Origin of the sequence: Microcystis sp. M179S2 (assembly GCF_020245805.1) — a bacterium.
Classification (GTDB): Bacteria; Cyanobacteriota; Cyanobacteriia; order Cyanobacteriales; family Microcystaceae; genus Microcystis; species Microcystis aeruginosa.
The window spans coordinates 1-18,467 of sequence record NZ_JADBUE010000303.1 but is presented as its reverse complement, the minus strand read 5'-3'; the positions used below and the strand labels follow the sequence as shown (position 1 = coordinate 18,467).

The 18,467-nt window shown below is 43.4% G+C and carries 14 protein-coding genes and 2 pseudogenes; 9 read left to right on the top strand and 7 right to left on the bottom strand.

What is annotated here, in order from left to right:
* The first annotated feature begins 59 nt into the window (after positions 1-59).
* The 5 genes from IM500_RS18785 to IM500_RS18765 all read left to right on the top strand — a co-directional run bounded on the left by IM500_RS18785 (position 60) and on the right by IM500_RS18765 (position 3,951).
* A complete protein-coding gene (locus IM500_RS18785; protein ID WP_190722257.1) occupies positions 60-755 on the top strand; it encodes a hypothetical protein in 696 nt (231 codons plus the stop codon).
* On the top strand, positions 752-1,117 hold the full coding sequence (locus tag IM500_RS18780; RefSeq protein WP_287739315.1) for a hypothetical protein: 366 nt from the start codon (positions 752-754) through the stop codon (positions 1,115-1,117). The genes IM500_RS18785 and IM500_RS18780 overlap by 4 nt, the downstream gene beginning before the upstream one ends.
* Before the next feature lie 15 nt (positions 1,118-1,132).
* Entirely contained in the window at positions 1,133-1,663 is a 531-nt protein-coding gene (locus tag IM500_RS18775) for an HNH endonuclease (protein WP_287739314.1), read from the top strand.
* A gap of 500 nt (positions 1,664-2,163) precedes the next feature.
* Positions 2,164-2,286 (top strand): DUF8629 family protein, encoded by a 123-nt coding sequence (locus IM500_RS18770; protein WP_002737208.1) that lies wholly within the window; start codon positions 2,164-2,166, stop codon positions 2,284-2,286.
* Between the two features lie 24 nt (positions 2,287-2,310).
* Complete coding sequence (locus tag IM500_RS18765) at positions 2,311-3,951, top strand: MBL fold metallo-hydrolase (protein WP_287739313.1); 1,641 nt, start codon at positions 2,311-2,313, stop codon at positions 3,949-3,951.
* Positions 3,952-4,072: 121 nt separating this feature from the next.
* Here the strand turns inward: IM500_RS18765 and IM500_RS18760 are convergent, their stop codons facing one another.
* Positions 4,073-5,299, bottom strand: coding sequence for a molybdopterin molybdotransferase MoeA (locus tag IM500_RS18760; protein WP_287739312.1), 1,227 nt, complete (start codon positions 5,297-5,299; stop codon positions 4,073-4,075).
* A 15-nt stretch (positions 5,300-5,314) separates the two neighbouring features.
* On the opposite strand from IM500_RS18760, the gene IM500_RS18755 reads away from it, so the two are divergent.
* Positions 5,315-6,196 (top strand): glutaminase, encoded by an 882-nt coding sequence (locus IM500_RS18755; protein ID WP_190722262.1) that lies wholly within the window; start codon positions 5,315-5,317, stop codon positions 6,194-6,196.
* Between the two features lie 243 nt (positions 6,197-6,439).
* On the opposite strand, the pseudogene IM500_RS18750 reads toward IM500_RS18755, so the two are convergent.
* The 5 genes and pseudogenes from IM500_RS18750 to IM500_RS18725 form a co-directional block, all read right to left on the bottom strand.
* Positions 6,440-7,667: pseudogene (locus IM500_RS18750) on the bottom strand (ISL3 family transposase).
* Between the two features lie 650 nt (positions 7,668-8,317).
* Entirely contained in the window at positions 8,318-9,142 is an 825-nt protein-coding gene (locus IM500_RS18740) for an ABC transporter ATP-binding protein (protein WP_287739310.1), read from the bottom strand.
* A 13-nt stretch (positions 9,143-9,155) separates the two neighbouring features.
* Positions 9,156-9,677 carry a glycine betaine ABC transporter substrate-binding protein gene (locus IM500_RS18735; RefSeq protein ID WP_287739309.1) on the bottom strand — a complete coding sequence of 174 codons (522 nt, stop codon included), beginning with the start codon at positions 9,675-9,677 and terminating at the stop codon, positions 9,156-9,158.
* A gap of 36 nt (positions 9,678-9,713) precedes the next feature.
* A complete protein-coding gene (locus tag IM500_RS18730) occupies positions 9,714-10,199 on the bottom strand; it encodes a type 2 periplasmic-binding domain-containing protein (protein WP_287739308.1) in 486 nt (161 codons plus the stop codon).
* Between the two features lie 32 nt (positions 10,200-10,231).
* Entirely contained in the window at positions 10,232-10,810 is a 579-nt protein-coding gene (locus IM500_RS18725) for an ABC transporter permease subunit (RefSeq protein WP_242034594.1), read from the bottom strand.
* A 764-nt stretch (positions 10,811-11,574) separates the two neighbouring features.
* Between IM500_RS18725 and IM500_RS18720 the strand changes: the two genes are divergently transcribed.
* The 3 genes and pseudogenes from IM500_RS18720 to IM500_RS18710 form a co-directional block, all read left to right on the top strand.
* Positions 11,575-13,119 (top strand): iron uptake porin, encoded by a 1,545-nt coding sequence (locus tag IM500_RS18720; protein WP_190721128.1) that lies wholly within the window; start codon positions 11,575-11,577, stop codon positions 13,117-13,119.
* Positions 13,120-13,213: 94 nt separating this feature from the next.
* Entirely contained in the window at positions 13,214-14,137 is a 924-nt protein-coding gene (locus IM500_RS18715) for a TauD/TfdA dioxygenase family protein (protein ID WP_061431627.1), read from the top strand.
* Between the two features lie 379 nt (positions 14,138-14,516).
* Positions 14,517-14,768, top strand: a pseudogene (locus tag IM500_RS18710) (glutaminase); the annotation flags it as partial.
* A gap of 142 nt (positions 14,769-14,910) precedes the next feature.
* On the opposite strand, the gene IM500_RS18705 reads toward IM500_RS18710, so the two are convergent.
* Positions 14,911-18,030 (bottom strand): TIGR03032 family protein, encoded by a 3,120-nt coding sequence (locus tag IM500_RS18705; RefSeq protein ID WP_287739306.1) that lies wholly within the window; start codon positions 18,028-18,030, stop codon positions 14,911-14,913.
* Positions 18,031-18,467 lie beyond the last annotated feature (437 nt).

Here is an 18,467-nt window from a genome sequence, read left to right as displayed (position 1 = left end):
AAAGCTTATACTTGTACTAAAATAACTATGGATAAGTTACCAAAGTCAGAATTACGGTCATGACCATTAAATCTAATCTAGCCCTATTGAAAGAACAACACATAGAAATTCAGGGCTATTTGAGCGATAGGTTAAAAGCACGTCATCTAGAATGGATTGTAGAACATCTTGATGATCCTGTAGCGGCGGAATTGTTCCAGATTATCATACAAGAACGAAATGATAGAGCCAAAGTTAATTCAACTCAGTCCTTGCAAATATCCAGACACCAGGGCAAAATTGAACAGTTAGGAAAAAGTAATCAGAATTTATCCAACGAGAATGTTGAGCTTAAACAAGAAGTCAGTTACTGGCAAGAAAAAGTTAATGAGTTGCTACGCAAGTTAGAGCAGTTACGTCAAGATTTATTAGACTTTGATCAATCTGAGATTTATCGTTTAGGTCAATGGTTAAAGGCTAGTCTATCTAAAACTGGCCAAGAACGTCAACAGGCTTTACTGGAAAAGGAATTAGTTCATAAAGACAGTTATAATCTAGCGGTGAGCGATCTAAAAAATATTATTCAGGAACAACAGGATGGGATTACACAAATAAAAGATCGAGCCATCTCTACAGTTGAATCTCTGGAAAAAACTAATGATAAACTACGAAGACAACTGGGGGATATTAAAAAATATATTATTAATAACTATGGCGATAAAAAGTGGCAAGAAATCACTCGTTACTTTGCAGATGAACAGGAACTAAAGCAATGAATTTACTACTAGAAGAAATGAGCTATCGCCAATGGCAAAAAAGAAATAGTGAAGTATTTCATGGCCTTTCCCTAGAGCAACAAAGACAAGCGAGAAAAAAGGGCTATTATAATAGCGGCTGGGGAAAGGTTAAAAGCTCTTGGGAGCTTCTTCAGGATTTTAAAAATAATACTTATAAAGTTGTCAGTTTATTTGAGCATGAATTAAATAAAGGAAATCTCGTCAAAGCCATGGATTTAGCAATTATTGAGTCTGAAAAAGCTAAAAAAATGTCTGAAGAAGGAAAACAAGAGTTAGAAAAAATTTCTAACAATTTGCATGAAATAGCAGATAAAGCCTTGGCTAAATATCCTTTATTATGATTATTCTGTACTGCCATGACTAAAATATCAAAATCAAAGTTGTCTCAATTATATAGCTCCGATGAAATTGCAGAAATCTGGAATGCTAATCAACATCTAGCAGTTATCGAACACCCCCAAAAAGGATTAATTAGCCCGAATCAATATCGAACAATGGCCAAAGAAAAACCCTGTCCTTTTTGTGGTAAAAAGATGAAACATGGCGAAGAATTTAAAACTTCTTCTCAGTCAGAAGCTATCAAAAGGGGTGACGAATATAATAATTATCAAGGGGAAAAAGTTATTAATCAAATCAATCAGATATTTTTTCATCCCAATTATGCCACTATCGATCATATAATTAATAAGGTTCGCTGTCCCGAAAAAATGTTTGATTTTGACAATTTACAACTGGTATGCTGGCAGTGTAACCAAGCAAAAAGTGATGATAATGCCTATGAACTTCGTCAAACTTATGAGTATTTATCTAGTCTAGTCGATGAAACAGCAATTCGTTATCCTCTTCTTGAAAAGACCAATGACTTAGCCGAGTTTAACAAACTTTAATTTTAATCAACCTTAATTAACTTTATCATCTGATCAAATAGCCTTCAATTTTAATCGAACCCTCATGGTAAAATTCCACTATAATTGAATTGAGCTAATCTGAGTAAAAATCAATAAATTGTTTGCTTTTGCCTCATGTCTAATACTAAATCCAGTTATTAAAGAATGATTATTTATTCCCCCTTTTGCCTTTTGCCTATTGCCTGTCTTGATATGTAGCATATACTCAACGGATTTAGTATTATTACGTCGCCCTTGAGAAAAGGATCATTTAAAGTCAGGCTAAATTTTTATGAAATTTTCTTGACTATTATGACAAAAAATGCTAATTTTACCGACAATTATCAGTAGTTTTTGATAAAATCATCACAAATTACTGGCAAGTTTAATTATGAAAAGAGGTTGAGCGCCGATGGTCAAACCCGAAACCTAGCTGCTAACAACCGAAAAAGTTGGGTTAGTATGAGGGGAGATACCCTCTGAGGAGTTGCACTAATTATATGGACATCAAATTAATCTTGTTGGCATTGACGGCCGTATTCACCGTCTCTTGTCTCTTTTTCGGCACCCGCAACGGTTTTTACGATAGCGATAACTACGATGGCAACGGTTCCGCTCACTAACCAGTCATCATAATCAGGGTTGCCATGGTTCAACGCTCTACTGCCGTCTGGGGGTCAAAATCCCTTTTATCCTGTTTACCTTTTGGTGTCGGTCACGCGTCAGAAGGGGTTTGTCTCCTCCTGACAATCGGTCCCTATCGCCTACTTTTAGATTGCGGTTTGGCCGATATGCAACCCCTCACCCAAAACAAAAAACCACCCGTGGATCTGGTGTTCTGTAGTCATGCCCACAGCGATCACATCCGTGGGTTAATGGCTCTCCATCAGACCTATCCCCAATTGCCAGTTTATGCCAGTGAGGTGACAGTACAACTGCTGCCCCTACAATGGCCCGATTGTGCTGAGGAAATCGGCAGTTTCTGTCAGGGTTGGCCATGGCGATCGCCGATCGCTCTCTTTGATGATCTCACCGTCGAGATTTTTCCAGCTGGCCACCTCCCTGGGGCTGCCGTGGTTCTCTTCACCTACAAAACCCCCAAACGCACCTATAAGGTCCTCTATACCGGCGATTTTTCCCTGTCTAATTTTCAACTGGTGGAAGGATTATCGATCGATCTGCTGCGGGGAGTGTCCCCCGATGTGCTGATTATTGAAGGCAGTTACGGCACAGAGCGCCATCCCCACCGACGACAGCAGGAAAAACAGTTGATGAATCGCATCTATCATGCGATCGCTGAGGGACAAAATGTCTTACTACCCGTCCCCGCTTTGGGATTGGGTCAGGAAATTTTAAAATTACTGCGGTCGCACCACCAATTCACAGGCCGCGACATTGATATCTGGGTTGGGGGCAAGATCGCTAAAGCTTGCGATGCCTACCTGGAAATTTTACCACAATTTCCCGCATCTGTGCAAAATTTTGCCAAACATCAGCCCTTATTTTGGGATGAGCGCATCTGTCCCCGGTTGCGAAGGTTGCCAGAAAAACCGACACCTCTAGGGGGAACCACTCCGATAATTTTACTAATCGATCGCCTAGAGGAGGTGAGTAAATATCTGCAAGGGGATAAACCTTGGTTAATGTTAGCTCCCCAACACCTGCACGATATCAACCTGGAGAATCCCCGATTAAAAGCGACACAGCGTTCGCAATTAATTAGCCAAGAAACCTATCTACTGGCCGAACATAGCGATAGTCGCAACACCACCCAACTGATCCATAACCTGCGACCGCAGCATATCATGTTCGTCCATGGCTCGCCCCTATATCTAGCGGATTTGACCAGTTTAGAAGAATTACAAAGCCGTTATCAACTCCATTCCCCGGCCGTGGGAACTCTGGTGGAATTGCCTATTGGCGATCGCTTTATGCAACCGACACCCCCGGCCCCCAGCCACTATGAGGGAGAATTAAATGAATCGGATTCGATCGTCACTATCACCTTACCAGAGCCGATCACCCGGGATCCCCGGTGGAGTAATTTCGCCGATACGGGACTGGTGGAAGCGCGCTGGCAAGGGGAAGAATTATTATTGCGGGGAGTCTCCCAACGGGAGTTATTAAGCGAGAGTCCCAATCGCATCACCAAAGCTTTAGAGGAGATGGATTGCTGTCGTGTCTGTGTCCACTACAAAAGTCAGCGCTGTTGGAATCCCGCTTCTCCCCTCTACGGTTTTAAAGTGGTTCCCGAAGGCTATTGTCCCGTTTTTGAGGCCAATATATAATTAGGGTCTGCGGCAAAAAGTTCCTAACCGTAATTCCCCTGCTGCTGTCCTTCGACCTGATTCTTACCGAGAAGGAGATCAAGTCAAAAAAAGAACCCTTGCCAAAATCTGAAACTGGCTCTCAAAGGGGAAGTCCAGTCATAACTTCTACTGTTTCTCCCGCTTGTATAGTAGTTTTACCCTGGGGAATTATGGCTAAAGCATTAGTACCCGCTAAATTAATTAAATTAGCCGAATTGTGTTGTCCGGGAGCAAGTTGAAATTGATAAACTCCCTCGATAATTTCTATTTTTCCCCAGAGATAAACTTCTCTTTGTCCCTTAGATTTGAGAGTATCGCGGGTGACAACTCGCAGAAATTTGTTCTGATATTCTGTCAATCCCGATAATTTTTTAATGGCCATTTGCACGAAGCGCCAACAGCAAACTAAAGCAGAGACGGGATTACCGGGGATACCAAAGTAAATACAACCGTTAGGAAAAGTAGCAAAGGTTAAGGGTTTACCCGGTTGAATAGCAACGGTGCCAATCAGAATTTTTCCCCCTAATTCCCCTAAAATTCCCTCGATATAATCGTAATCTCCTACGGAAACACCGCCGGTGGAAAGGACGATAGCACTAGAATCAATGGCTTTTCTGATAGTTTCTCTGAGAAGATCGGGATTATCTTTGATTATACCTAAAGGTCTGGGAATTGCCCCTAAACTGGCGACAAATGCGGTTAAAGCGTAGCGATTCGAGTCAATAATTTGACCTTTTTGGAGGGTTTCATCGGGATTAATTAATTCATCTCCCGTGGAGAAAATTGCCACTTGGGGACGGGAAAACACTGTTAATTCGGTAGCTTGTGCCGTGGCTAAAACCGCTATTTCTGGGGAATTAATGGCAATACCAGCTTTTAATAAGGTATTTCCCGCTCGATAGAATGTGCCGCGTTGACGCACGAAAAGACCTATTTTTTCGGGAGGGATAAGAATCGCCACTCGCTCGCCTTGTTTTTGAGTATTTTCCTGCATAATAATCGTATCACTGCCGGCGGGTAACATCGCTCCCGTAAATATTCGCGCTGTTTCTCCCGGTTGAATAATTTCTTCGGGGACTTTGCCGGCGGGAATTTCGGCGATAATCTTTAAAGTAACGGGATTTTCTGGATTAGTGTCTTTGACATCTTCGTAGCGGACAGCATAGCCATCCATAGCAGAATTATCCCAATAGGGAAAGTCTAAATCACTGCTGATATCTTCGGCTAAAATGCGCCCAAAAGCTGCCTCTAGAGAAACTTTTTCTGTTTCTTGTCGGGGTTGAATTTGAGTTAAAATTATAGATTCTGCTTCTTTGACTGAGTACATGGATTAAACAAACAAATGAACCGATTAGCTAGATTAAGGGTGGAAGATATACAAGCTTGGGTCGGGGAAGTGCATTTATCGGATAGCAAGGGTCAGACTCCCTATTATATACCGGTTTTGAACCAAGTTAATCCCGAGGTTTTCGCTCTCCAGATTCACTGTCTTGAGGGGGAGATTTTGTCTTGGGGAGATGAAACTGTAACTTTTCCTTTGATGAGTGTGATTAAACCTTTTTTGTTATTATATCTTTTGAATCATTTAGGGGAAGATGCTGTTTTTCGTCGCGTGGGAAAACAAGCTTCTAGTTATCCTTTTAATTCCTTAACTCAACTGCAAGAGGATCGCGGTTTTCCCCGTAATCCTATGATTAATAGTGGTGCGATCGCCTTGACAGACTTATTAGCAGGAGAAACACCAGAATCTCGCTGTGAAAATTTGCTTTTATGGTTAAATGAAATGGGTAATTGTCAATTATTTCTTGATCACTCTGTGCTTGATTCTGTTCACTCCTATCCTAATGCACACAATCAAGCTTTAAGCTTAGAATTAGAAAAAAATGGTTATATTAGTCATCGTTATTTAGCCCTAGAAACCTACAATCGAATCTGTTGTTTATCTGGAAAAATTGCCGATCTTGCTAATTTAGGTAAGTTAATTTTAGCTTCTTCTTTTGCCGATATAGTTCTGGAAATTATGACTAATTGTGGACTCTATGAAGCTTCCCAACAATTCGCCCTTGAGGTGGGTTTTCCCACTAAATCGGGAGTTAGTGGAGCCCTATTATCAATTGTACCGGAACAGGGAGCGATCGCTTGTTATAGTCCTCTGTTAAATAAGCAAGGTAATTCAATTTTAGGACTTAATTTACTAACACATATCAGTCATTTTGTCAAGTAAATTTAATCTAGGAAAATGACTCTTCGGTAATTGTTATGCCAATAATTAAGTTAAAAATAAAATTCGATGAGAGTGCCTACGCTCAAAAATAGCTGAAATCCATACAGGGAAAGACTTGGGACACAAACGGGTTAATACCAAAAGATAGACAATAGAGTTAAGATTTGATATAACAGCCAAAAACGAGGGTATTTTACTTATGATACTTGACAAATTTGGTTCTTCCGAACTTACCATGTAAAATCAACTAGCAAAATGCCAATTTAATAAACATCTAAGACTAAAGTTTTTAAAGTTTCTAAATCCATAGCCTCTCCTTTTAATCACCTTCAGTTTATTATTAATTCCTGCAACTGTTCCCTGGGTTGTTCGGTTATCAAAATAGGCAGTTATTTCGTCAATCCACCGCCGAATTGTCTGGCAGCTTTTAGGAAAGTAAGCCATCGCCTTTTTTATCCAATCACTCAAGGCAAATAATCCCTCATTCCCCTCCGTATTTTTCTCAAATACTTCTCTAAATTCCTCTTTTAATTTGTGCATTTCCCCAAGTTTTGGAGACACTTTATATACTTCTTCCAATTTTTTCCTTTCTTTCTCTACTAAGTCTCCTTCATTCTTTAATAAGGCATATTTGCTCTTGGCTATTCCTGCTAAGATATTTTCTTTATTTTTCTTATTTTTTATCTTAGATGCCTCTCTTTTTACCTCCTTTCTTGCTTCATCTAGCTCGTTATTTACTTGTTTCATTACAGGGAATCTATCCCCTACTATTTGAGCTTGAGGCATTAGTTTTTCCGCCACATTTTTATACCCTATCCACAGGTCTATACTTACTTCCTCTATTTGGCTCAAAACCTCTTCTCCCCAGTGTTTCAGATATTCTGTTAATGCTTCTTCTGTTCTTTTTTCCCCTAAGCCTACAATTTTTCCTGTGTCTATATTTACTAACACAGCATAGTAATTTCCTTTTCCCTTTATCATGGCTATTTCATCTATTCCTAGTTTTTTTAGATCTTGAGGTTTTGCGGTTATTAACTCTTCTCCTAAGTCTTTGAGCATCGTCTCTATTTCTTGTTCGCTTACTCCATTTCTTTCTGCCGTATTTTTGAGATCACTATTCAGGACTTCGGCTACTATTTTTTTTTCTAAATCTGTCTGTGTAGGTTCTTTTCTTCGGCAAATAATTTAGTTCTTCTGTGAATTTTTTCCCACATTTCTCGCAGCTCATCTTACGACGATTGATTCTCAGATATAATGGCTGTTCTCCAAAGGGTAAATCTCGGATTGTTAATTCATTGTTTTGATGAAGTTTTTCCGTTTTACTTCCACAATAAATGCCCTGGGTTTCTCTTGACATATTTTCTAAATGTAAAACAATTTCTATATCGGTAATAATTTGATAATTGGTAACGACAACTCCTTCTAGGTGAAGTAGCTCGGTCATTAACTTTAATTGTGGATTTGATGGCATAAGTATAGCTTGTGTCTAAAATTGCTGATCTTGGCTGTCTATATTTTAACCAATAAATTGCTGTATTGCAAGCATAGTGAGCTTTTAAAGATAAATTATTGTTTTTATTGGTCAGCTATAGTTGTCTGTTTTTTCTTTGATTTTACACGACAAGTTCGGAAGAGCCACAAATTTTTGAACCTAAAAGGAACCTCTATTCAAGGCTATCGACACCTAGAAAATATCGGTATAGTTTGACCAGTCGAATCGAAAAATAAAAAAGCAACGGCTCGACTGAGCTCGCTGAACGTCCGAAGTCTGCCGACCGCCTGATCCCAACAAACAATTTAAATTACGAACAGCTTAGTGTTTTGTTGGCCAAGGGTCAACGAGGATAAAAGGGAAATCAGAAATAATAAATTTTTTTTATCAATACATTGACAAAAATCAATGATGTCATGGCGAGGGGAGGACACCGGCGACCGCCTTGATCTTTCAGGCAATTCGCCCCCCGAAGCAATCTGCCCCGTCCTGAGGTTTATTCTCTGTCACCCTAACTTAGAACAGTGAAAGTTATGTGAAAGTAAGGTTGAGGTTAAGAAAGTTTTAAAATGTAGCAAATGTACTTGACAGCGACAATTTTATTGAAATCCCCAAACCCGATCAAGTGACTAGATATCGTCAGTCCGAATACTATCGACCAAATTCTGCCGCATCTCCAGGAATTCCCGAGATAGCCGCAAAGAAGCCGGGGTTACCTCGTGGTCACGGTAGGCGAAAGGATTGACGATATCCTTGACCACGCGACCGGGACGAGCGTGGAGGACAACGATGCGGGTGGCGAGTAAGAGAGTCTCTTCCACGTCATGGGTGATGAAAAAGATCGTTTTCCCCGTTCTCTGCCAGATGCCTCTGAGATGGGTTTGGAGCGATTCGCGGGTGAGCGCGTCGAGGGCGCCGAAAGGTTCGTCCATGAGAATAATCGCTGGTTCGGCGGCGAGGGTACGTGCGATCGCTGCGCGTTGTTGCATCCCCCCGGAAAGCTGATAGGGGAAGAAATTCGCCGCTTCCGAGAGTCCCACCATCTCCAAAGTGGCGGCTACCCTTTGTTTTCGTTCCCGATCGCTCACTCCTTTCATTTTTGGGCCAAAATCGACATTTTTGGCGATCGTTAACCAAGGGAACAGGTTAGGACGTTGAAACACGACCCCCACATCGGGATCAGGTTCGGTATGTCGTTTCCCCGCGACGGTGACTATTCCCGTCGTCGGCCGTTGGTAGCCAGCCAAGACCCGTAATAACGTCGTCTTACCGCACCCAGAAGAGCCTAACACGCAGACGAAATCTCCTGCGAACAAGCTTAGATTAATGTCCCGCAAGACTTCATTTCCCTCGCTACCTGAGCCGAAGGTAACACCGACATTGGCTAGTTCGCAAACGCTCACTTCTCGCGTCAGGGTATCGGAGATAGTTTTCGGATCAAAAGAGTAACTCATGGACTTTCAGAAACTAGAGGGCTTTGGTAAGGAGGCTTTTTTGAAAGGTGGCCAGATCGGGCGCGCTGGTGATTTTTTTCTGATTGACCGCGAAATCTGCCGATTCCTTAAGGATTCTGGCGAAGTCACCTGGATTGTCGGTCGTCCCCAGATATTTCGGCGATTGCTGTTCGCTCGAATCCAACCAGATCAACTCTTTGACCGCAGCGGCCGTTTCCTCCGGCGTGATATTCAGTTCCTTGGCTAAAGCTTTGATCGCGCTCTGCGGCTCGCTTCGGTATGTCTTAACCGCCTCATCCAACACGGCGATATATCGCTTCACCACCTCGGGGTACTGTCCGGCGAATTCTGTTCGCACCACCCCCAGATCCGCCGTGATAATGCCTTTTTTAGCGAGATCGGCCGAGGAGATCAGCACCGTTCCCCCGTCTTTCTGGAGTTTACCGAGATTCGGTTGCCAGACGTAACTCGCGTCGATATCCCCCCGCTGCCAAGCGGCGACGATATCCGGGGGTTGTAGATCCAATATCTTCACGTCCTTCTCCGGGATATTTTCCAGGGCCAGTAGGGATTACAAGGAGAAGTGAGCGGTGGAACCGAAGGGAGTGGCCACTTTTTTGCCCTTGAGATCGGCGATCGACTTGATGCCTTTCTTAGCGATCAACGCCTCCGCCGCGCCGATCACGTCGAGGATAAAATACACCTGATAGGGTAATCCACTGGCGATACCCACGCTGGCGGGAACCGTACCCAACGCCCCGAAATCGATCCCTTTGGCGGCGATCGCCGTGTTCACGTCCCGTCCCGAATCGAAGCTGATGTATTCTACCTTGGCATCAGGAAAGGCTTTGTCCGCCAGTCCCAAGGCTTTCGCGAGTAGTTCGGGATTGGGGATCACCTGATAGCCGATGCGGATTCTTGCCGGAAGTGTTCCGGTTGCGGTGGTGGACGACGGGTTAGAAGAACTCCCGGTCTTCTCGCTGACACAGCTTGACAGGATCACGGGTACACTCGCGCCCAATAAACCTAACAATATTTCTCGACGTTTCAAAGGCATAAGATATCTCGTTACAATCACTAAAAAAAAACTCAGGCGTCGCGACCGATCCAGGGCAATTGGGTTTTCTCTATCCAACGGATCACTGCGTCGATCGCTATGGCGACCAACCCCATGATGGTAATGCCCACGAAAATGACATCGCTGCGGAGAAATTTACTGGCATCAAGTACCATCCAACCGATACCCGAAGTAGCGGCGACCATTTCGGCCGCCACTAGGGTGGAATAGGAAACCCCGATCGCCGTTCGCAATCCGGTGAAAATTTCTGGCAGGCAGGAGGGGAATATGACATAGACAAATAACTGCCAGCCGGAAGCACCGAGGGATCGTGCGCCGTTGATCCGGTCGATCGAAATCCGTTCCACCCCGGAAACCACCGCTAGAAAAAGTGGGGCGAAGGCGGCCAGGAATAAAAGGGCGACTTTCGACGGATTCTCGATGCCTAACCAGATGACTAACAGGGTGTAGTAAGCGAGGGGGGGTAGCGGTCGGTAGAACTCGATAATTGGGTCGAAGGCGGCTCGGATCGGTTTGGAGAAACCGCATAACATACCCAAGGGGATGGCGGTAACAGTCGCCAGCACTAGAGCCGCGATCAGTCGGTACATACTCTGAAAAATGTGATAGAGAAGCGAGTGGCCCTTGTAGCCACTTTGCAGAATATCGACAAATGCCGACCAAACCGCCGCTGGCGAGGGGAGAAACAGAGGATTGACCCAGCCTAAAGACGTACTGAGAGACCAGAGGGCGAAGATCAGCAGCACCGCTCCCAGAGAGATCGCTCGCTCCGAGGTCACAAAACGATAGATCGGCGATTTTCGAGAAGGATTTCGGGTCGGTGTCCTTTCCGGTTTCAAAACCATACAACTCCCTCGCGGCTAATAGGAAAAGAGTGATCGTTTCTGGGGAAGAAATGAGCGAACTACGGCTAATTTTTCTCGTATCGCCTAATCACGAATTCGTAAAGTTAGCTAGTCCATCGAGATTTCATTATGCTACGGCAAGCCGACCGAAAAAGTCAAGTTTATTGATCAAAATAAACTCATCTGATTTGGTATAAATTGTACTTGACAAAGATTTCTGGTGTTGCTGATTTGAGATACAAATCTTCTTTCGTGGAATTTTAAAACCTAGACCCAAAGCGATTTTTGCCTGGGTACAAGGTGGCTATTTATACCTTGATTCAGCCAAGCCAAAAAAAGTAACCAGGCGGCCATATATAATAACTAATGGAACGACCTAGCGAAGAGTCTGGATATCCTGACAAAACTTGCACCGCTCGGAAATTTGTGTCATACTCCTCGATTAATCAATAAATACAGTATGCCTATCAACTTACTGTATTTAATTCGCGGTGAAGGAGTCTATAAGTATGTTCGAGGGATTTCTAGTTCGATTATTTTCGGGTTCGGTTTTGGTCGGGATGGCCCTGGCGAGCGCGAATCCGTCCCGGCCCGAGGAAAAATTTTTAGAAAACCAGCCGCCGATGGCCCAGATCACTTCAGTTTCCCAATTGCGGGACATATCGCCGAGCGCGTGGGCCTATCAAGCACTGCAACAATTAGTGGAACGGTACGGCTGTATCGTCGGCTATCCCGACAGAACATTTCGGGGTGATCGAGCCTTAACGCGATGGGAGTTCGCTGCGGGCTTAAACGCCTGTCTGAACACGATCGAGCGGTTACTTCAGGAAAATGTAGCGATCGCCGGCGAGGATATGGTTCGGCTTAACCGATTGGCGGAGGAATTCGCCGCCGAGTTGGCGGCCTTGGGTGTCAGGCTCGACAATCTCGAACAGCGCACCGCTTTTCTAGAAAATCATCAATTCTCGACGACGACAAAACTGAAGGGAGAAGTAATCTTTGCCCTGACCGACGCGTTCCAAGGTTCGATACAGGGAAGTAACCTTGTGTTTCAAGATCGGGTTCGTCTATCCTTGGAGTCTAGCTTTACTGGAAAAGACCTCTTAACCGTCCGATTGGCGGCCAGTAGTACGGCCCGATTGCGACTCCCCGGATTCCCCAATAACGCCCAGGGCAACCAAACCTTTAACCTGCCGCCGGGGAACGGGAACGATATCGTCCTCGACTGGCTCGCCTACGAGTTTCCCGTGGGCGATCTGTACGTCTATCTCCCGGCCTATAGCGGTCGCTGGTGGGATTTCGCCCCGACCCTCAACCCCGTGATCGGGGGAGGGACGAACGGCCGGAAAGCCCTCAGTATCTTCGCCCAATTCAATCCCGTCTATACCCTCGGCGGGGGTTCGGGAGTCGGTCTAAATTACAACATCGGCAAACAGTTTACCATCAGTGCCGGCTATCTGGCGGGAGACGATACATCGGGAAATCCCAATCCGGGAAACGGTTTATTTAACGGGGAATATAACACCCTGTTCCAACTAGCTTGGTTGCCCGGCACGAACGCGGGTATCGCGCTCACCTACGTCCACGCTTATCAACCGGACGGACCTCTCTTCGACTTCGGCACGGGAGGGGCGAAAATCGGTACGGCTCCCGCGAACGCGCCCTTTAGCGGGCCGGTTTCCTCGAACTCCTACGGGGTTTCGGGTTTCTTCCAGTTTAACCCCTACGTCATTCTTAACGGTTTCTTCGGTTACACCAACGCCCGAACCACTAGCGGTTCCGGTAGTGCCGATATCTGGTACTATGCCCTAGGACTCGGCTTTCCCGATCTGGGCAAAGAGGGGAATTTAGGCGGTCTCGTGGTGGGCGCAGAGCCGTATCGGGGAGATACTAGCCCGAACGATCTCTCGCTCCATCTGGAGGCGTTTTATAAGTACCAATTGACGAAGAATATCTCGATCACGCCTGGGGTGATCTGGATCACCGCGCCTAACCAGGATGCGGGAAATCCCGACGGGATCATCGGGACAGTCAGAACCACGTTTACTTTCTAAAAGACATCCCGTTATCGCCACATTTGCTCTTGCATTTTATCGTATTTAATTCACTGATCAGATCGGTGAGAACTAGGAACTGGAGGATAAATCTATGGGTTTCAACTACTTCAATATTCAGCCGATCGCCGGGCGAATTGGAGCCGAGATCGTTGGCATCGATCTGAGTCAAAATCTGAGCGATGATCTAATCGCCGAGATCCGTAAAGCGTTGATTCAATACAAAGTTATTTTTTTTCGACAACAAACCTTAGACGAAAAGGGTCACATCGCTTTCGCCCGTCGTTTCGGCGAGTTGACGAAAGCTCACCCCACTGTACCTGGTTACTTAACGGATTATCCTGAAATTTTCGATTTAGATTATCGGCGACACCATGCCTATACGGATCTTTGGCATACGGACGTTACTTTTGTCGAACGACCGCCCCTAGGCTCGATTTTACGTGCGGTTATTATTCCGCCCTATGGAGGGGATACGATTTGGGCTAATACGGTGACAGCCTATGAAGATTTGCCACCCCATTTGCAAGCCTTAGCCGATCACCTGTGGGTTGTTCATACCAATTATTCGGATTATGCCGCTTCTACGGTTGAGATTTCCCAAGCTAAACGGGATTACGCCAAGGTTTTTCAATCGACAATTTATGAGGCTATCCATCCGGCGGTACGGGTTCATCCCGAATCCGGTGAGCGCTCACTGGTGTTAGGGTCCTTCGCCCGTCGGATTAAAGGACTTTCTTCAGAGGATTCTTTCGATACCCTCAAACTTTTGCAATCCTACGTCACCCGTCCGGAAAACACGGTACGTTGGCGTTGGCAAGTCGGGGATATCGCTTTTTGGGATAATCGTTCCACCCAGCATTACGCGATTGCCGACTATGGCGATCGCCCCCGTCGGGTGCAACGGATCACGATCTCGGGCGATGTTCCGGTTAGTCTTGACGGGCAACGCGGTGGTGTGGTTATGGGAGATATTAGTGATTATGTTCCCGTTTCCCAAGAGAAAGACACCGATTGAGTCAATTTAAAGGTTATTGATTAGCTCGAGCGACAGGAATTGCAGCATCTCCTGGGCGAGATGGGCAGCCTGCACCCGGATTTCAGGAACGGCAATGGACTCCCAAAGATTACCATTATTCTAAGGGCGATATTTAATCCGATACTTTTTGTTAACACACATTAACAATGCAGGCTCTTCGTTACTTGGTATGATTCGCTCAGGGGGCATAAATCGGCTAAATCCTTATCTGGCAAGAGACTTAGTTGATTAGCTCGTTCTAGCTCGAAAAGAATTGGCAAAAATTGCATAACACAAACCGAAGAACCACAATGCACTTTAAGAGAATCTCTTAAAGAGGGGGTATCTCCCAAAGTCTAAAACCTTTGGTTTTAGACTTTTGATTTTAGCTGCTCCTTTTGGTGAAATTATTCTAGAAATTATGACTAATTGCGGTCTTTATGAAGCTTCCCAACAATTCGCCCTTGAGGTGGGTTTTCCCACTAAATCGGGAGTCAGTGGGGCTGTATTATCAATTGTACCGGAACAGGGAGCGATCGCTTGTTATAGTCCCATGTTAAATGAGCAAGGTAATTCAATTTTAGGACTTAATTTGTTAACACATATAAGTCATTTTGTCAAGGAAATTTAATCTATAAAAATAAGCTTTAATTCCTCAAAAAAACACCGATACTTTTTCTAATTTTTCTGGCCAAGTACCGTGAAAACTGGGAGGGATAAAGTTCATTTTGTCAAGGATTGTTAAGATGCGCTTACCCTGATAATTCCAGTGATCAATTGGCTATCCTGATCATCTCTGGTGATTTTCCCGCAGCATAAATATCCCACATTGTCCGATAAGCTTTTTCTAAATTGCGGGTAAAATGAAGGGTATCAAATAACGGATAAGTCAGACGATTTTGTGCTAATTTCTGTTTAATTTCCTGCAATTTATCAGGAGATTTTGCTAAATTAATCGCTAAATTTTTATACTCCTCTAAATTCTTAGTAATTAATTCAGGTAGGCCAATAGCTGTCAGTAAACTAGCACCAACACGGGAAGGAAAAGTTGTACCTTGACAAGTTATAATCGGTAAACCTGCCCATAAAGCATCACTCCCAGTAGTATGAGCATTATAGTATAAAGTATCAAGAAATAAATCAGCTAGTTGATGTCGCGCCAAATGTTCCGACTTAGGTTCGAGATGGGCAAAAATTAAGCGATCGCCTTCAATTCCTCGCGCTTGTGCTTCCCGACGTAGATTTGCTTCAGCTTCAGCTACTCTCGAAAATAACCATAACACACTACCTGGAACATTATCCAAAATTTGCATCCATACAGTGAATATTTGCGGCTCAATTTTATAGGTATGGTTGAAACAACAAAAGACAAAACCCGATTCAGGAAGACCATACTGGGAACGAGTAACAGGTTTAGATGATATAATTTGTTGATAATCATTAGCCTGATAACTATCCGGTAAAATTACCAATTTTTCAGTAAAATTATCAGCAGACTCTGGTGGTGTAACTATGGCATCACCAATAATATAGTCGATAAAATCTGCTCCCATTGTCCCCGGATAAACCAAATAATTAACTTGAATCGGTGCCGGTTTTAAAGCCAATATTTGTGTCCGCGCCTTATCAATATATCCCATCAAATCAACTAAAATATGCACCCCATCATCAAAAATCCGTTGTGCAGATTCCGTAATTGATAAAGTAGCAATATCATAAAAGCGATCGCAATCATTAGCAATGCGACGACGATATTCACTACCATCATCAGGACCATAGGAATAGGCAATTATTTCAAAGTTATTGCGATCATGTAAACCAAAGACACTTTGCATCAAATGACTGGTGGGATGATTACGAAAATCATGGCATAAATAACCTATTTTTAATCGTCCAGATCGGGTGCGGGAATGGTTAAAGTTGAGGGGTTTAGTCCCTAAGGCTAATTGTCTTTTAACCTCTTGAGCATAGTTACAAGCTACTTTTAACTGTTGACTAGCAGACCAAGGTTTATATAAGGTATCAAAGGGAGTTACTGCGGTAGATTTTCCCTCTTGTAACTGGTTTTCGGTTAATTGCCAAAGTTGGATTAAATCAGCTTCTCTTGTCTCCCAATTACAAGTCATTTCCTTCATAGAAAATAAGCAAGCAAAAGCCTCTGGGGAATTAGGTTGAATGGCTAAAGCTTGCTTAAATACGCTCATAGCTGCTTCTACTTTGTCCTGTCTTCCTAAAGCTAAAGCCAAACTATTATAAGCTTTAATATACTTAGGATTAAGCTTAATTGCTACTTGAAAATAAGCGATCGCTTCTTCAATTTTTCCCTGTAGTTGTAACACATTGCCTAAATTAAAGTGTGCTTCTGGATAATTAGGGTTTTTCCTGATTGCTTCTTGAAAATTGACCACAGCATCCCCTAACTTATCCTGCATTTGTAAGACTAAACCTAAATTATTCTCAGCAAAAGCATAGTTTTGATTGCCACAAATAGCGTGGTTAAAGCAAATAATCGCCTCGTCTAAATCTCCCTTGCTAACTGCTATTATTCCTAAATTATTGTGAGCTTCTGCATAATTAGGATTAATCACTAAAGCTTGCTTATAAGCCAAAATAGCTTGATCAATTTGTCCTAAACTATCCATGATCACCCCCAACTGATGCCAAGCAGCTGCATATTGGGGAGATTGATTAATTAATTGTTGATAGAGAGCGATCGCTTCTTCAAGCTTAACCTGTTTTTGCAAGGTGTATGCTTGCTGATAAAGGGTATCTGCTGGGGAAGTATCAGGCTGATTATTTGCTATATTTCCTCCAACTAAAGGAGAAATAGGATCAAGAGTAATAATTTTACTGATGTCATCATTTTGGAATCCTAAAGCTTGGGGACGTTTAACTCCTTCTAAGACTTGTATATCATAAAGTTCAGTCACTTCACCTTCTAAGCGTATCCAGTGAACAACTTCACCTGTTTTCAAATCAATAATTAGCAGACCACAGCGAGGGTCTGCTTCTTTAGCCATTAAATTATCATCTAAGATTAACCCCGAAAAAGTCTTATCTCCCCCACGACTTTTAGATAATCCAACAATGGCATAATTTCCGACAAATGCTAAACCGCGCAGAAAACCAGGACAAAAAGTAACAGGCTCAAAAATGCCCTTATTTTGATCAATATAACCAAAGTAACCCGTACCCGCATTTAATAACCATAACTTACCCTGATAAAATCGGGGAGAATGAGGCATAGATAAACCAGTAGCAATCACTTCATTAGACTGAATATCAATGACACAACCGCCAGTTTGTCTTCTGTCTCTCCACCCATCCACCACATCTGATTGACTACAAGCGGTAACATAACGCGCCTTCCCATCTACCAAAGCTAAACCATTGAGATGACAACGATCTTCATTGACTAAAGCGGAAATAAACGATGGTTTCCATAGGGGAATACAACTATGGCGATCGCTGACTGTCGCCAGACAATTTAACATCGTACTGATAAATACAATTCTTTCAGAGAGATTTTCTATTGCCAAATCGTGAATATCTAAATCCCCAGTAGTATAACTAATGCGGGGGATATAAAGTTTATCGTAACCATCATAAAGTTGTTCGGATGATAACACATTATCTAGTTGCCAGATTTGATAGCGGGAACTAAGATAAATCCTTTCTGGGGTAGCATATAAACCCATGGCGCGGTCAAATATACGCTCAAATCCCGACATCCCCCTTTGAGGGTTAACCCCTAAAAACATCAGTCGAGAACTTTGATAGGTAGTAAAAGCTAGACTAACCTGCTGAGACTCTAACCAATCAATGAAATTACGGGAAGCAATTATCTCTACGGGAATAGATTGATTAGTATTGGGAGTTGATTGATTCATCATAACCACAAAGACACAAAGATTAGCCAGTAGGGTGTGTTAGCGATAGCATAACGCACCAATTTAATGATAGAGGTGGTGCGTTACGGCGGCTTGTTAATTTTGGTTTTTTGACCGAATTGATAGCCGCCTAACGCACCCTACTGGATTGTTTAAACTGGATTGTTTCAACTGCGACCTCTTCCCATGATTGATGTCCTCAGTTAGGTTTATCTATTGCCTTATTTTAGCTGAAACAGTCCACTACGATTTATGTTTTTGTTTGAGCGCGATCGTTTATAATCAAAATATCATTATTTTGGGTTTGCTGAATAAGTACGGGCGAAGCATTCGGATAGAAAATCTACCTTTTCACCGATAGGTTATTGTCCGAATGCTTCGCCCCTACAGGACGCGGGCCGATGAAGACGCAAGGTTTTGAACGACGATTCTCTCAAAAT

Coding starts and splice junctions, on each gene's coding strand:
- IM500_RS18785 (WP_190722257.1), top strand. CDS start 60: ATGACCATTAAATCTAATCTAGCCCTATTGAAAGAACAACACATAGAA.
- IM500_RS18755 (WP_190722262.1), top strand. CDS start 5,315: ATGAACCGATTAGCTAGATTAAGGGTGGAAGATATACAAGCTTGGGTC.
- IM500_RS18705 (WP_287739306.1), bottom strand. CDS start 18,030: ATGATGAATCAATCAACTCCCAATACTAATCAATCTATTCCCGTAGAG.
- IM500_RS18760 (WP_287739312.1), bottom strand. CDS start 5,299: ATGTACTCAGTCAAAGAAGCAGAATCTATAATTTTAACTCAAATTCAA.
- IM500_RS18765 (WP_287739313.1), top strand. CDS start 2,311: ATGGTTCAACGCTCTACTGCCGTCTGGGGGTCAAAATCCCTTTTATCC.
- IM500_RS18730 (WP_287739308.1), bottom strand. CDS start 10,199: ATGCCTTTGAAACGTCGAGAAATATTGTTAGGTTTATTGGGCGCGAGT.
- IM500_RS18780 (WP_287739315.1), top strand. CDS start 752: ATGAATTTACTACTAGAAGAAATGAGCTATCGCCAATGGCAAAAAAGA.
- IM500_RS18725 (WP_242034594.1), bottom strand. CDS start 10,810: ATGTACCGACTGATCGCGGCTCTAGTGCTGGCGACTGTTACCGCCATC.
- IM500_RS18740 (WP_287739310.1), bottom strand. CDS start 9,142: ATGAGTTACTCTTTTGATCCGAAAACTATCTCCGATACCCTGACGCGA.
- IM500_RS18715 (WP_061431627.1), top strand. CDS start 13,214: ATGGGTTTCAACTACTTCAATATTCAGCCGATCGCCGGGCGAATTGGA.
- IM500_RS18720 (WP_190721128.1), top strand. CDS start 11,575: ATGTTCGAGGGATTTCTAGTTCGATTATTTTCGGGTTCGGTTTTGGTC.
- IM500_RS18775 (WP_287739314.1), top strand. CDS start 1,133: ATGACTAAAATATCAAAATCAAAGTTGTCTCAATTATATAGCTCCGAT.
- IM500_RS18770 (WP_002737208.1), top strand. CDS start 2,164: ATGGACATCAAATTAATCTTGTTGGCATTGACGGCCGTATTCACCGTC.